The 15,206-nt window shown below is 42.0% G+C and carries 9 protein-coding genes; 3 read left to right on the top strand and 6 right to left on the bottom strand.

Features of this window, described 5'->3' with window-relative positions; translation table 11 throughout:
• Nucleotides 1-90 precede the first annotated feature (90 nt).
• The 3 genes from GO816_RS16385 to GO816_RS16395 are packed head-to-tail and all read left to right on the top strand — an operon-like array spanning nucleotide 91 to nucleotide 6,354.
• Nucleotides 91-3,684, top strand: coding sequence for a SusC/RagA family TonB-linked outer membrane protein (locus GO816_RS16385; protein ID WP_232336602.1), 3,594 nt, complete (start codon nucleotides 91-93; stop codon nucleotides 3,682-3,684).
• Nucleotides 3,685-3,708: 24 nt separating this feature from the next.
• Entirely contained in the window at nucleotides 3,709-5,493 is a 1,785-nt protein-coding gene (locus GO816_RS16390) for a RagB/SusD family nutrient uptake outer membrane protein (protein ID WP_157543036.1), read from the top strand.
• A gap of 21 nt (nucleotides 5,494-5,514) precedes the next feature.
• Complete coding sequence (locus GO816_RS16395; protein ID WP_157543037.1) at nucleotides 5,515-6,354, top strand: endonuclease/exonuclease/phosphatase family protein; 840 nt, start codon at nucleotides 5,515-5,517, stop codon at nucleotides 6,352-6,354.
• Nucleotides 6,355-6,518: 164 nt separating this feature from the next.
• Here GO816_RS16395 and GO816_RS16400 read toward each other — a convergent pair whose 3' ends face one another.
• From GO816_RS16400 to GO816_RS16425, 6 genes are all read right to left on the bottom strand, one after another.
• On the bottom strand, nucleotides 6,519-7,457 hold the full coding sequence (locus GO816_RS16400) for a hypothetical protein (RefSeq protein ID WP_198171544.1): 939 nt from the start codon (nucleotides 7,455-7,457) through the stop codon (nucleotides 6,519-6,521).
• 117 nt (nucleotides 7,458-7,574) lie between these two features.
• A complete protein-coding gene (locus GO816_RS16405; protein ID WP_157543038.1) occupies nucleotides 7,575-8,417 on the bottom strand; it encodes a hypothetical protein in 843 nt (280 codons plus the stop codon).
• Nucleotides 8,418-8,591: 174 nt separating this feature from the next.
• Entirely contained in the window at nucleotides 8,592-9,263 is a 672-nt protein-coding gene (locus tag GO816_RS16410) for a GDSL-type esterase/lipase family protein (RefSeq protein ID WP_157543039.1), read from the bottom strand.
• A gap of 46 nt (nucleotides 9,264-9,309) precedes the next feature.
• On the bottom strand, nucleotides 9,310-10,209 hold the full coding sequence (locus GO816_RS16415; RefSeq protein ID WP_157543040.1) for a DUF5017 domain-containing protein: 900 nt from the start codon (nucleotides 10,207-10,209) through the stop codon (nucleotides 9,310-9,312).
• An 18-nt stretch (nucleotides 10,210-10,227) separates the two neighbouring features.
• Nucleotides 10,228-11,841, bottom strand: a complete 1,614-nt coding sequence (locus GO816_RS16420; protein WP_157543041.1) for a RagB/SusD family nutrient uptake outer membrane protein — start codon at nucleotides 11,839-11,841, stop codon at nucleotides 10,228-10,230.
• Nucleotides 11,842-11,853: 12 nt separating this feature from the next.
• Nucleotides 11,854-14,988 (bottom strand): SusC/RagA family TonB-linked outer membrane protein, encoded by a 3,135-nt coding sequence (locus GO816_RS16425; protein WP_232336603.1) that lies wholly within the window; start codon nucleotides 14,986-14,988, stop codon nucleotides 11,854-11,856.
• Nucleotides 14,989-15,206 lie beyond the last annotated feature (218 nt).

The following is a 15,206-nucleotide window of genomic DNA, read 5'->3' on the forward strand; positions in this document are numbered from 1 at the left end:
CCTTGAGAACACCTGCCTGTTGATGGCTGCTGAAGCAGCAGGCCATGTCATTTCAACGATTCCTAAATCATAGTAATAACATTAGTAAAAATGAGAAATCTTTATCAATATTTTTCAATCAAAAGCAATTTCAGGAAAATTCCTGCTTTCCTGGGCATATTGCTTATTTTAATTACCTCCACAACACCGTCTTATTCTGCCGATGGTCAAACCATGAACACGTTGCGCATCAGCGTGTCGGTAAAAAATGAGCCTATTAAAAATGTCTTCAAATTAATTGAACAAAGAACACCTTTTAAAATAGGTTATAATTCAAATGTTTTTGATTCCAATAAATCCATCAGCCTGAATGTAAATAATGAGTTAGTAATTAACGTCCTTAAACAACTGTTATCAGGTTACCAGGGATCAGTTCAGCAGGTTGATGACGAACATATCTTACTAAAGGTAGAGAAACAGAAACCTGTGGCTATTGTACCTGCAAAGCAAGTAAGTAATGCCGCCCCTACACGTATTTCAGGTACAGTAAAAGATGAGCAGGGCGAAGCGCTGCCAGGTGCTACTGTGCTTGTTAAAGAGCTTAACAAAGCAACAATGGTAGGACCGGACGGCACTTTTGAAATAAGCGTTCCGGCGGGTACTTACAATTTAACCGTAAGCTTCGTATCCTACGTAACTTTAAATTTAAGTAAGGTAACCGTGAAAGATGGCGAAAATGCGCCGTTAAATATTACTTTAAAAGCCGAGACCGGTAGTTTGAATGAAGTAATTGTAGTAGGTTATGGAACCCAAAAAAGAGCCAATGCTACCGGCGCTGTTGACCAGATAACTGCAAAAAACCTCGAAAACAGGCCCATTACCAACTTAACCCAGGGCCTGCAAGGTTTGTTACCCAACCTTAACCTCAGAATGCTGGACGGAAAACCAACACAATCGCCCAGCTATAACATCAGGGGAACTACATCTATAGGGCAAGGAGGAAGCGCACTTGTATTGATTGATGGTTTTGAAGGTGATCCAAGTTTGCTGAATCCTAATGATATTGAAACCGTATCAATTTTGAAAGATGCTGCATCTGCCGCCATTTACGGGGCAAGAGGTGTGTTTGGTGTTGTATTAATCACTACCAAGAAAGGTCAGAAAGGACAAACCAACGTTACTTACAGTACCAATTTCGCTTTTAAAGCTCCTGTTACCAGGCCCGATTATGTAACCGATGGTTACACCTGGGCAAAAATGTTTGCAGAAGCTTTTGTTAACGGTGATGGGGCCTTTCCTCAAAATGCCAACAAAACGCAAAAGTTTTCACAGGCATATCTTGATGAATTTAAAAGAAGAGTAGAATCCGGCCAGCCCTACAATGAAGTTGAGGTAAATCCAACTACCGGCGAGTACACATATTATGGCAGTACAGATTATTATAAAGCCTTATACAAAGATCATAATACTGCATATGAAAATAACCTTTCGGTTAGTGGCGGCAGTGATAAGGCAACCTATTTAGTATCGGGCCGCATGCTGAACCAAACCGGCTTGTTCAGGTATAACAGTGATGATTATAACATGAAAAACTTGCGGGCAAGAGGTTCAGTACAAGTATTTCCATGGCTGAGTTTTGAGAACAATACCGACTATTCGGCAATGAAGTATCACAACCCTATAAACGTTGGTGAAGGTGGCGGTATCTGGAGAAACATTGCCGATGAGGGTAAACCAACTATGCCCCTCTTTAACCCTGATGGATCATTAACCTTTGCATCTGCTTATACCGTGGGTGACTTTATTTACGGTAAAAATGGTTTGGATACCCGACGCGAAGTCCTTAGAAACATAGCCAGCTTAAGAAGCAAGTTCTTTAATAACAAGTTTCGCATTAACGCCGATTTTACGTTTCGCAATACCAATGAAGACCGCAACCAAAGACGAGTACAGGTGCCTTACAGTAACTCAAAAGGGGTAACAGGTTATGTTGGTACCACTACCAATGATTTGCTGTTTGACACCCGCAAAACGCGTTACCTGGCAACTAATATTTATACAGAATACGAAAACCGCTTTGGTAACGACCATTATTTCAAAGCAATGGTAGGTTATAACTATGAGCAATCTACCTACAACAGGGTTGCCGTGCAACGCAATGGGATTTTGTTTGAAGATGCCATGGATCCGAATCTTACCGTTGGCCAGTACATTACCCCTACCGGCGGCACAGGTGGTTACGAACGTTGGGTTATTTCGGGAGGGTTTTCAAGATTAAATTATTCCTTTAAAGACCGGTACCTGCTGGAAGTAAACGCACGTTATGACGGTTCGTCTAAATTTCCATCATATCAGCGGTTTGGTTTCTTTCCGTCAGTTTCTGCGGGATGGAGAATCAATAACGAACCGTTTTGGAAAGTTTCAGAAAAACTGGTATCTGATTTAAAGCTGCGCGCCTCATACGGCTCATTAGGCAACGGTAATATACCCTCTTACCGTTTTGTTGAGAACTTTCTCATCAATCAATCGGGCGTAATTCTGAATGGTACACGTCCGGCCACTACCCGTTTGGAGTTTGTATTGCCTGATGGCTTAACCTGGGAAACGTCAACCACAACAAACGTTGGTTTGGACCTGGCTATGCTTGCAGGCCGATTAAGCTTTAGCGGTGACATTTACTCACGTAAAACAACTGATATGTTTACCTCGGCCATTACGCCTCCGGCTGTTTTCGGAGCCGATGCGCCAAAAGGTAACTATGCCAACTTAACCACACGCGGCTGGGAATTGTCATTAGCGTGGAACGACCGTATTGGTACCGGTAAAAACCCTTTCAGCTACAATGTGAGGCTTACCCTTGCTGATAATAAGACAAAAATTGATAAATACAACAACCCCGATAAGCTGTTAAGCGATTACTACGAAGGGCAGACTTTAGGGGAAATTTGGGGTTATGAAACCGAGGGCTTTTTTATAGATGCAGCTGATATAGCATCGCACGCCAAGCAAGACCCTCAAATGCGTGCTTCCCCTTCAGGCCTGTGGTTTCCGGGCGATATTAAACTCCGCGATCTGAACGGCGACGGCCTCATCAACGTTGGCGAAAACAAGGTAGGCAAATCAGGCGACAGAAGAATTATAGGCAACTCGGCCCCAAGGTATACGTATGGTATTAATTTGGGTGCAAACTGGCATAATTTCTCTTTCTCAACCTTCTTTCAAGGTGTGGGCAAGCAACAATGGTATCCAAGTACCGAAACTGAAATGTTTTGGGGGCAGTACAACCGCCCGTACAATAACATTCCCAAATTTCATTTAGGCAATATGTGGACGCCTGAAAACACCAACGCTTACTTTCCACGCACCATGTCGCGCGCGGCCTCAAGCAACACTAACCGCACTTTGGGCGTGGCACAAACCCGCTACCTGCAAAATGTTGCTTATTTGCGTATGAAAAACCTGCAAATAGGCTACACCCTGCCTGCTAAATGGTTAAGCCGCATTGGTGCACGCAGTGCAAAAGTTTTCTTCTCGGGAGAGAACCTCTTCACTTATTCGCCTATGTACAAAATTGTTAAAAACACTATAGATGTTGAAAACGCGGTACCGGTTGACCAGGATTTAAATCCTAATGCTACCAACGGCGATGGCTATAATTACCCGATTTTAAAAAGTTACTCCTTAGGCTTAAATATTGGCTTTTAAGCAGCAAACAAATACCAGATCAAAATGAAAAGAAAACATATTATCCTGATCTTATTAGCTTGTATAAGCTTTGCCGCCTGCGAAAAATTAGATCAGCAACCTCAGTCCACTCCTTCTAAAGAAATTGTGTTTGGTACAGAAAGCGGCCTTAGAATAGCTACCAATGCTTTTTACAGTCTTGATTTTCTTCCTAAAAACTCAACCAGTCAGGATGCCATGTCAGACTATCTTGCTGTGAAAGCCGTACCCGACTTTATTCGCCCCGGCGCATTCGGCGCAAATAACAGTTCGGGCTGGGTTTGGCGAGACCTCAGGCAGATCAATTACTTTATTGAAAACTGCAACAATCCCGCGGTGCCCGTTGCTGTACGCAAAAACTACCTTGGAATTGCACGCTATTTTAGAGCGTATTTTTACATGGAAAAGGTAAAACGTTTTGGCGATGTGCCCTGGATCAATAAGGCCTTAAACGCCGATGACCCGGCACTTACTGCCGGCAGAGATAGCCGTGCAATGGTAATGGATTCGGTATTGGCCGATTTAGATTATGCCTGCACCAACATTCAGGCTACTAATGACCCAAGCCGCACTACCGTTACCAAATGGGTAGCTTACGCTTATAAATCAAGGGTTTGTTTGTTTGAAGGTACATTTAGAAAGTACCACACTAACCTGGGCCTTACCGCTACTGCCGACCGATGGTTAAACGAGGCGGTATCGGCGGCAGACCAGATTATGAAAAATGGCGGATTTTCGCTTAACACAACGGGCGGCCCCGGAGCATCATACCGCCAGGTATTTACCAGCAGTGCTCCAAATAGCCAGGAAGTGTTACAAGCCGCTGTTGCTGATGCAAGCCTGGGCATACTCAATGAGGCTAACTGGTGGTGGACCAGCGGAACTTACGGAGCCAAGGCAAGCTTTATTCGTACATTCATAAACACCTATTTAAAAATAGATGGTACCCCTTTCACTAACGACCCGGCATATCGTACAACCTTATTTAAAGATGAGGTAAAAAATCGCGACCTGCGCCTAAACCAAACTATCCGTATGGGTGATTACAAGCGGTTACGCAACGGGCAATTAGTTCCTGCGCCTCCGGTGTTTTCTTACACTTTTACCGGCTACCAGCCCATTAAATGGACTTTGGACGACGAAAGCCTCGATGCCGGTGCGCTGAATACCAACGCCGTTTCCTTATTCAGATATGCCGAAGTGTTATTGAACTTTGCAGAGGCAAAAGCCGAGTTGGGTACCTTAACAAACGCCGAATGGGCTGCCACTATAGGAGCATTACGCGCCAGGGCAGGTATTACCGGTGGCCTTGCTAATAAACCTACCGTTGTCGACCAATACCTTGTTGATAATTATTTTCCCGGTATTACCGATCCAACAATACTGGAAATACGCCGGGAGCGTGGTATTGAGTTAAGTTTGGAAGGATTCCGCTTTTCTGACCTGTTAAGATGGAAAAGAGGCCAGCTAATGGAACAGGAATGGAACGGTTTCTATGTACCATCATTAAATACTCCTATGGATTTGAACGAAGACGGTATACTTGACGTTGCTTTTTACCAGGGAACTCAACCTGCTGCTGTAGCAGGTGTTACTTATGTTAACGTTTCGCCAAGAATAGGGACTGCTAACGCCGTAAATTCACAGTTATTAAAGAATGGCACCTCGGGTGAATTAATATGGATGAATGAAATACCGAGGAAATGGGACGAACGTAATTACTATTATCCTATTCCACTTGCCGACCTGCAACGCAATCCTAACTTAAAACAAAACCAGGGCTGGCAATAATTAACTATCAAAATATATAAAATGAAAATAAAAATTTGGTTCGTAGCCGCTATCATTCTAACTGCAACGCATTTAGTAAGCGCACAACAACTAACAGTTGGCACATTTAATATTCGGTTTGATAATCCGCGCGACACTGGCAACCTCTGGGTAAACCGTGCACCGGTGGTTTCTAATCTTATCCGCTTTCATGGGTTTGATGTTTTAGGTATACAAGAAGGGCTTAAAAATCAATTAAATGATATGAGCGCCGCGCTACCTGAATATGCCCGCTATGGTATAGGCCGCGATGACGGCAAAGAGGGTGGCGAGCACTCTGCTATATTTTACAAAAAAAGCCGGTTTAAACTATTAAAAAGCGGCGACTTTTGGCTGTCTGAAACGCCTGACAAACCAGGTTTAGGCTGGGATGCAACCTGCTGTAACCGCATATGCTCATGGGTTTATCTTCAGGACCTGAAAACTAAAAAGCAATTTTATTTCTTCAATGTGCATTTTGACCATCAGGGTGTAGTTGCCCGTAGGGAAAGCAGCAAATTAATACTGAAAAAGATTGGTGAGATAGCAGGTAACACGCCCGCAATTTTAACCGGTGACCTAAACGGTGACAGAAACAGCGAATGGTATAAGCAACTGGCCGAGTCGAGCCTGTTGGCAGATGCTTATGCTAAAGTCAAATATCCTTACGCTAACAATTCTTCTTTCAATAGCTTTAAAGCGCCACGCAGCCAGGCAGTAATTGATCATATATTTATGACCAAATCATTTACCGCAAACAAGTGGGGAATTTTAACAGATACTTACTACGGTAAGTTCCCGTCAGACCATTTTCCGGTTCTAGCAGAAGTGGAGTTGAAATAAAATAGCATTAATTGTGCTAATTAAGCGCAGGTTTCTTTTGAAACCTGCGCTTAATTAGCATCCCAGAATAAATCTTGTAATCATCGGCGGAGCAATTATCGGTCATTAAGAAGGATATTCGGGCTTATCTCAAAGCCTTTTTCCCTGCCTAATTATGTAAATAATTACAAGTGGTTTATAGCCTCAATCAAACTGCGTGTATCTTGCTGAACTGATCTTACGCTTGCCTGTAGTTGATTGTGCATATCAGCCAGGTGTTGCACATCTTCTTCAGAAAAGTATCCACCCTCTTTAAAAAATCTGAGTTGGTCTTCAGCTTCTACCTTACCGTTAAATACAAATAACTCCCATCTTCTTTTCAACGTTTGAATTAATGAGAGCTCACCACTGTTACTGAAAGTCTTATCGGTCATAACACGCCACAGCGCCGGCGGGAATGCCATCTCGGTATTGGTTTCGTTCCATACATTGGTTAATAAGCCTTTACCGGTCTTTAAAGCAACTTTTTTACCCTTTGGATTAAGCAACATAAATCCTAATCCGGCACCGGCAATGCCACCACCAATGTTAATTCCTTTGTCTAGTTTTTCGTTTTTAACAAGTGCTGTGGATATGGACACCACTGCTGCAGTTAAGATGGAAGCTACCGTTAAGCGAATGATGGTATGGTTGTTCTTATCATCAAGGTAACGTGCTAGTTGGTCAAAACGCTCTCCATTGCAATCCAACTCGGCAACAATCGCTTCTGTTTGAGTATTAAAAAGTAATATTCTTTCAATTAATTGCTGTTTACTTGCAAGCTTTTCAACCGGGACTGAGCTATGTAAGTAGCTTGATAACAATGTTGTAAGACCAAGATGTGATGCCAGATAAATGTCGTGTTGGTTTAATTTCGCCTTAATTAACGGGTCTATTGTTTGAACCTCATTTAAAGATGCGCTATCATCTTGCTGGTACTTGACAGTTGGAGCGCAGTAATCATTTTTTAAAGCAGTAAGCTTTGAAGATTCGTTAAGCGTTGAGCAGGATGAAAGCCATACCGCTGCAAATAAAGGCACTGCTGCGAGGTGTGCCATTTTAAAGAAACTGCTTGTAAAACTCATTGCTGTTACGGTATCTGCTAATATGAGTTAAAGATACTAATAGCGATGACTTGAAGAAACAGCGACGAGGAATTGGTAATTTAAAGTTATAAGTGCGCCGGAATTACATAAGTAACGTCAAAACTTTCCGTCTATCAAACGCATATAAAAAGCTTGTTGTTCGGGTGTAAGGCCACTATTCTTTATATCAAACTTATCTCCAAACGCATCTTTAACAAGTTTAATATTAAGGACTTCGGCACCATAATTATTGGTTATAGTTTTGGTTAAATTCTCAAATATATCCCTGGAAGTTTTTATAGTGGCAATAGTTTGACCACCGCTTTCTGACACCTCCATAATTTGGTTTCCAAAAATATCTGACCTGCTTTTAACGGTCATTTTTGATCCGTTGTATCCAATTATCTCTTTACTCTCATTACCAAAAATGTCTTTAGCCGTTTTAAGCGTAAGCGTATTTCCGTTAGCCTGAATAGTTTTAATACTATTGCCAAATATATCGGTAGAATTTTTAATGGTTGTGGTGTTACCACTTTTCTCAATTGTTTTCACACGGTTGCCAAAAATATCAGTGGAGTTTTTAATAGTGGCTACTGGTTGTCCATTTTCAGAAATTGATATTACTTTATTTCCAAATATATCAGTAGAACTTTTAACCACCTTAACATCATTAAGGTCGCCGCTTCTACTCTTCAATATTTTGTTGCCAAATATATCTGTCGACTGCTCTAGATTACTGATCTCTTTCCCATTGCGGTCTAATGTGGTTATAGTTCGCTTTCCAAAAATGTCAGTCTTTTTTGTAACCGTATGGTTGATGTTTCCATAATCATCGGTGTAAACCGTTGTGGTGTCACCAAAGATGTTCACACTAGTTTTACCCGAATAGTTTTGGCCATAAACGTTGGCAAACCCTAAAAGCAACAAAAAAAGCGTTGGCCTAAAAAGAGCGTAAATCATGAGGCATAAGTTTCATGTGTGACTACACGCGTTTGACATGGTTTAATCAATACCTTCATAATCTTCATCGGCTATTAATACAAATGCCCGGTGCTTACACCGGGCATTTGTGAACATAAAACTACGTTTATCTATAAACATACCTCCATTGAGTAACAGTAAATAGATAAGCAACTATTCTTTTGACCGTATTAATAATGGCTCAAGTGCCCGTTCCCATATTTTATACCCGGCAGCGGTCATGTGTAATTTATCTTCCTTATATAATTGTGGCCGCATATTGCCTCTAGCATCTAGCATAAGGCTATAAACATCTAAAAATTTGATGCTAGCTTGGGTGCTTATAAAGGTTTCAATTTGTTTATTAGCCTCTATCAGCTTGCCTACATATTTTGCCCGGCTTGGGCTTGGTTTCATGGATATATAAACGATGGGAACCTGAGGCAACTTCGAACGAATGATAGTATAGAGCTCTTTAAAACGATTCAATATGCTATCGGCGGTCAATCGCTGATCAGGTACATCATTTTCACCTACGTAAATTACAATTTGTGACGGTTGGTAAGGGAACACAATTTCATCTGCGTAACGCAATACATCGTTTATACGCGACCCGCCAAAACTTCTGTTTAAGACAGTCCTATCGGGGTATGCCTTGCTTAAGCCAGACCAGTACCGTACCGACGAGCTGCCAATGAATAAAATTGGCTTTTGCGGTGGTAAATATATCCTGTCGTACCGCTTAATTGCTTGTATATCATCCCAAAAAGCTGGTTTGGGTTGCGCTTTTAAAACATTTGTAAGTAATAAGCTAAGCAATACAAAGCCTGTAAAAATCTTTTTCATTATTAGAACGAGATACCAATACCGGCTAACCGGTATTGATCAATATTTAGTTGACAATTGTAATATCCATTTCCTTAACTACCTCTTTAGCACCCTTCAACCTTACATTTGAAGCAACAAACACTACATGATAGTTTCCGGGTGTATTGAATGTATAAGGGTAGCTGTCCAAGCGGGCATCAACAGATTTTACACCTGTACCCCTATCGGGGTTTATGGCATTTGGATACAACACTTTTGTAATTATCCAATCTTCATTTTCGGGTGTATTGATGTTACCGCCGCCAATAGTAAGCGCCGTTGCTGATGCATTCCATTTATAAGTTGGGTTAAGCACATCTACTGCAGCCCAGCCGGCATTAGCCAAAGTAGCCACGTTGAAAGTGCTGTTATCAGTAGTTTGGTAATCAACACTAAACGACCGTATAGTCCAGGCGCGCGGCTTAAGTAACGCGCTGTTTTCATCGCGCTTTTTGAAAGCAAAATATACAGGCTTACCGTTAGGTGCAACGTCTGATACATCAATTACGCCCGAAGCCACATTGTCGGCACCGGTTGATAAAACAGCTCTTGATGTGATGTCTGTCCAGGTAGCTGCCTTTATACCATCAACATTGTAGGCTCCTTTAAAGTCATTTGATGCTAAAACGGTTAAGGAGTTAAGTTGCGCGCCGCTGTTTTGTGCAAAGCTTGAAAACTGCAGCGTTGCCTTACCTTCAACACTGTTTCGGTTCCTGTTTTCATATTTGCGGTTTGCTTCGCCCGAGTAAAACGTAATAACATCGGGGTTGCCGTTGAATGAAAAGATTACAGGTTGCCCGGCCTTGAAATTAGAGGCTGAGGACACCGAAACATCAAAATCCGGCGTAGAGGCATCCTCCTTAGTACATGCGGTAAATAACCCCACTAACAGCAGCAACGGCAGAATATTTTTTATAATTTTCATTTTTGATTCAGGTTTAAGTTACCAGCCTTGGTTTTGTTTTATTGCCTTATTCAATGAAATTTCGCGGCTTGGAATTGGGTAAAACAAGTGACGATCCTGTATATTATCACCTATAATAGCCGTGAACTTGCGGTTAGCCGGTGCATTTAATTTAATGTCGGCTGCAAACTCTTTTAAGGTTGACTGTAGCAAGCCCCAACGCTTCAAATCATGATTTCGCAAACACTCAAACGCTAATTCGCGCATACGTTCGGCATTGATGGCATTAAAAAAGGTGGTTTTATCAAGTCCGGTTAAATCGGCTTCGGTTACGTTAGTTGCTCCTGCTTTAAGCTTTCCATACGCACGACGGCGTACCTGGTTCAGCGCATTTAACGCGGCAACTGTAGGGCCGTTAATTTCGTTTTCAGCTTCCGCAAACATCAGCAGTACATCTGAGTAGCGCAGTAACGGAAAGTTCACACCACTATAATTTTTATTTCGTGGCAAATTAGTCTCTAAATCACGGCGCCATTTACCCGGAAAACGATCATACGTAGCCGTAACAGCTAAAAATGTTTTGGTTTTGGTGGCATCATTCCAAGTGTAAGGAGATACTACCCAATCGCGACGTTCATCAGGCGAAAATTCAACTTTTGTGGTTGCATTAATACGAGATTCGTATGATTTATAAAGCTTGGACGTAGCATATAAAAATGCATAGCCATAACCCGGAAAGTCGATATTGTTAGAGGCGATGCCATTCCGGTTGCCCACATAGCCTACCTCATTGTAAGCATCGGCTTTAACACCGTAAAACTCAACTTCCCACATACTTTCTTTTACGTCATATTTATCCTGGCAATGATTAATAAACACCTGCGAATAATCAGCATTTAGTTGATTGAAGCCCATATCAATTACTTTTTTCGACCACTTAAGCGCGTCGGCATACCGTGCTTTATCATTAACCGGAGAACCTGCCATAGTTAAGTAAACACGTGCCAGTATACCCGCTGCCGTATTCTTAGAAACGCGGCCTCCCGAATTTGGCCCCCATTGCTCTGCCGTGGGCAGCAGGGCTTCTGCTGTTTCCATATCCTTTACTACCTGTTTGTAAACATCGGCCACCGGGGTTGCTGGCAAATCAACGTCCTCAGCACTTTGAGCTGCGGTTAGGCGCAGTGGCACTCCGCCCCAATTATCTGCCAAGACGAAGTAATAATAGGCTCGCAAAAACAGTGCTTGTGCCAGTATAACATCCCGTGTTGCTGTAGCTACAGCCGTGGCTTTATCAATGTTATCCAGCAGTAAGTTGGCTCGGCCAATGCCGGTGTAAGCAGCAGTCCACAAATTGTTGATGTTGGCTTCAGAGGGGTCATAATTATAAACCATTGGCCCCGTTACCTGGCCAGATGCGCGCCAAACACCTTCATCGTTACCATAAGAAAGATAAGTAAGCAAGCCGTTGGCATACATCGACTCCAAGCCCAAAGGATCGTAAACACCATTTAAGGCATTGTTTAATTGCCCCTCGGTTTGGTAATAATTAACCGGGCTTATAAAATCTTTGGGTATTGTATTTAACTGCTTATTGCAACCCAAGGTGCAAAAAGCAGCTATTATAAATGTGAATGATAAATTTCTTTTCATGGGAAACAATTGTTAGAGGGAAAGGCTTAAACCAAATACTACTGTTTTTGCACGGGGATATGCCGCAAAATCGAACCCAGGCGTAAGCGCCGAATTTTTAGTGGACACTTCAGGATCCAGGCCACTGTAATTAGTAAACGTTAACAGATTTTGTGCAGAGGCATAAACTCTAACGCTGCGCATTTTGGTTTTTTTAAGCCACTTGGCGGGTAGTGTATAGCCTAAAGCAACTGTTTTTACCCTTATGTAAGATGCATCTTCAATTATGCGCGATGAATACGCTGTGGGCCCGTATCCTTTAGTACGAAAGTATTCATTGTTTGGGTTTTCGGGAGTCCATCTATCGGCATAACTGGCAAACTGATTAAGGCTTAACCGGTTAGTACCTTCAAAAACCAGGCGATTAGCATTTAAGGCATCATTACCGAAAGACCATTGGAGGAAAACATTGAGGTCGAAACCTTTATAGGTAAAGTTATTTGAAAAACCACCAATAAAATCAGGGTTTGGATTACCTATTACCATGCGGTCGGAAGCATTCACCGTACCATCTCCATTGATATCTTCATACTTGATATCGCCCGGCTGTACAGCGGTGCGGCCGCTACCGTTGTCTGGCACGGTTGATTTAAGTACATAACGTCCATCGGGCTGCTGATCAAAGTCACTGTACTGGTAATTGCCAAGCCATTTGTAGCCATAAAGCAGCCCAATTGGATTTCCTATTTTTGCTATGTAAGCGGGAATGTTGTTATAACCGGTTTCCCAGGCTAACGCTGTACCAATACTTTCCTGATTGCGGGTTAACTCCAAAACCTTGTTACGGTTAAAAGTTATGTTAAAGGACGAGTTCCATTGAAAATCTTTTTTAGCAATGTTAACTGTACTCAATTCAAACTCCCAGCCGGTATTACTTACCTTACCAATATTTTGGAAGCCGCTTTGATAACCCGTTGATACAGGTAACTGGGCGTTTAGTAGTAAGTCGTAGGTATTCTTATTATAATAATCTACCGTGAGGTTTATACGGCTGCTAAATAAAGATATGTCAACACCTGCATCAATTTGACGGGTTGTTTCCCATTTCAAATTTTTATTGCCAAGGCTTGTTGGTATAGCCCCAGTATAATAACCATTTTCGAAAGTATAGTTACCGGAGATAGGAAAGGTAATTGTAGGTAGGTATGCAAAATCTGACACACGATTATTGCCTGTTACACCTATACTGGTACGTAGTTTGGCACTGCTCAGAAACTGATACTTCTTCAAAAATTTTTCATCGCTTATGCGCCATGCAAATGCACCCGACGGAAAATAGCTCCAGTGGTTATCGCTTGCAAATTTCGATGAACCATCGGCACGTATTGATGCCGTTAAAAGGTATTTGGATTTATAACTGTAATTAACGCGGCTTAAGTAAGATACTAACAGGTTATTGGTTTTGGCTGAAGTGGCGTTCACCAGCACCCCTTCTTCAAGTCCGCTTACACCCAGGCTTTCATTGGGTAACCTGTTTGACTGGTAACCAAATGTTTGGTTATCCTGCTTTTGCATGGTAAACCCTGCCAGCGCTGTAATGGTATGAGCTTTGTTTATTGTCTTTTTATAAGTTAGTGTATTTTCGTTCAGGTAATCGTTACGCTCAAAATTATATAAGCGGCCATTGGCGCCATTTGAACCTTGTGCGCTGCGCGGGTCGCCGTATTTGGTTAGCGTATTATAAAAAATTTCCTGCTTTCTTGCTTCGCGGGTTACACCGCCGCTTATTCTTAAAGTCAAATCTTTAAATAAAGGTATTTGAGCGTAAGCATTGGCTATCAGGGTATTGTTGTATAACAAGTTAACCTCGTTTTGGGCAGATAGGATTGGGTTGTAGCGGTAATCGCCAGTGCCGTCTACTCCCGGGTCGAGCGGAAGTTCGAGCAGGTCTTCATTAGGTAGCACGCCGCCTATAATTGGACGGTAACCCCATACACTGTAAAGTAAGCTTAATGAGTTGCTGGTGCCATTGTAAGTTGACGGTGTTGCACCATTGGTTTTGGTATTTGAGAAATTTACGTTTACCCCAACCTTAATATTATTTTTCAACGTCTGATCTAACGACAGACGTCCCTGGTATCTTTTAAAACCTGAGTTGATAATCACACCATCCTGGCCTAACACCGAGCCTGAAAAGGAATACAAGGTTTGATTGTTGCCACCACGCATAGCAAAATTATGACTTTGCATAGGTGCGGTTCTGAACACCTGCTTTTGCCAGTCAATTCCCTGTACATTGCGGTAACTATCCAATGTTGTACCATCAGGTGTATACACACCGGTATAGCTAACAGGATCAAGCTCCAACTGGTACCTAACAAATTCATATGGACTCATTAGCTTGGCTTCCTTAATTGTGTTTTGAAAACCGTAGTATCCATCGTAAGTAATTACAGGTGCGCCCGTTTTACCTTTTTTAGTGGTAATAATAATTACACCGTTTGCACCCCTCGCGCCATAAATGGCAGTAGCCGACGCATCCTTTAATACCTCTAACGATTCTATTTCTGATGGGTTGATAACGTTATTGTTAGGATTTTCTATCGGGAAACCATCAATAACATATAGCGGCGAATTATCCTGAGTAATGGAGCTATTACCACGTATAACAATATTACTGGCGTTACCGGGCTGCCCTTCGGGCGAACTTACCTGTACACCCGCCACTCGTCCAGCCAAGGCCTCTTCAAATGACCTCACCGGCGCTTTTTGAAGGTCTTCTACCTTCACCTGGCTTACTGAACCTGTTAAATCGCCTTTGCGAACGGTACCATAGCCAATTACTACTACATCGTTAAGTGCATTATTCTGTTCTTCCAGGGTAACCCTTATTAGTGTGCGTTTATTCACAGGTTCTTCATGTGAATTGAAACCAACATATGTAAACACTAATGTTGCTTCCCCCGAAGGCACAACAATTGTATAGTTACCCTGCGCATTGCTAACCGTACTTTTTTGCAGGTTCTTAATTTTAATGTTTACTCCTGGTAAGGGCTCTCCTTTCCTGTCAGTAATGGTGCCTTTTACAGTAATGCTAGTTTGGCCAAATGCTGTAATACAACAGAGCATTAGAACAAGCAATAAATTAAAGCGTAATTGTTTTTCCATATACGCCAAGTTAAATAGATGATAAATTAGGCTTTACAGTTAAACCTTGGTAAAGGCTGCAAGGCAATGCATTTTGCAAAACAAGAGCATGAGTTACTCTTTGCACGTAACAATTCTTCAACATAAATTAAATAGGTTCTAAAAGGTTAGAATAATTGGTTAAAAACGCAGTGGCGTTGTGAGTACTAAGGTGAGCTTATAAGCTTACTTAACGGTAT

This window comes from Mucilaginibacter aquatilis (assembly GCF_009755275.1).
GTDB classification, from domain to species: Bacteria; Bacteroidota; Bacteroidia; order Sphingobacteriales; family Sphingobacteriaceae; genus Mucilaginibacter; species Mucilaginibacter aquatilis.

Excerpts from the sequence above, each read along its gene's own strand:
- GO816_RS16395 (WP_157543037.1), top strand. The coding sequence starts at position 5,515 with ATGAAAATAAAAATTTGGTTCGTAGCCGCTATCATTCTAACTGCAACG.
- GO816_RS16415 (WP_157543040.1), bottom strand. The coding sequence starts at position 10,209 with ATGAAAATTATAAAAAATATTCTGCCGTTGCTGCTGTTAGTGGGGTTA.
- GO816_RS16410 (WP_157543039.1), bottom strand. The coding sequence starts at position 9,263 with ATGAAAAAGATTTTTACAGGCTTTGTATTGCTTAGCTTATTACTTACA.
- GO816_RS16425 (WP_232336603.1), bottom strand. The coding sequence starts at position 14,988 with ATGGAAAAACAATTACGCTTTAATTTATTGCTTGTTCTAATGCTCTGT.
- GO816_RS16405 (WP_157543038.1), bottom strand. The coding sequence starts at position 8,417 with ATGATTTACGCTCTTTTTAGGCCAACGCTTTTTTTGTTGCTTTTAGGG.
- GO816_RS16385 (WP_232336602.1), top strand. The coding sequence starts at position 91 with ATGAGAAATCTTTATCAATATTTTTCAATCAAAAGCAATTTCAGGAAA.
- GO816_RS16420 (WP_157543041.1), bottom strand. The coding sequence starts at position 11,841 with ATGAAAAGAAATTTATCATTCACATTTATAATAGCTGCTTTTTGCACC.
- GO816_RS16400 (WP_198171544.1), bottom strand. The coding sequence starts at position 7,457 with ATGAGTTTTACAAGCAGTTTCTTTAAAATGGCACACCTCGCAGCAGTG.
- GO816_RS16390 (WP_157543036.1), top strand. The coding sequence starts at position 3,709 with ATGAAAAGAAAACATATTATCCTGATCTTATTAGCTTGTATAAGCTTT.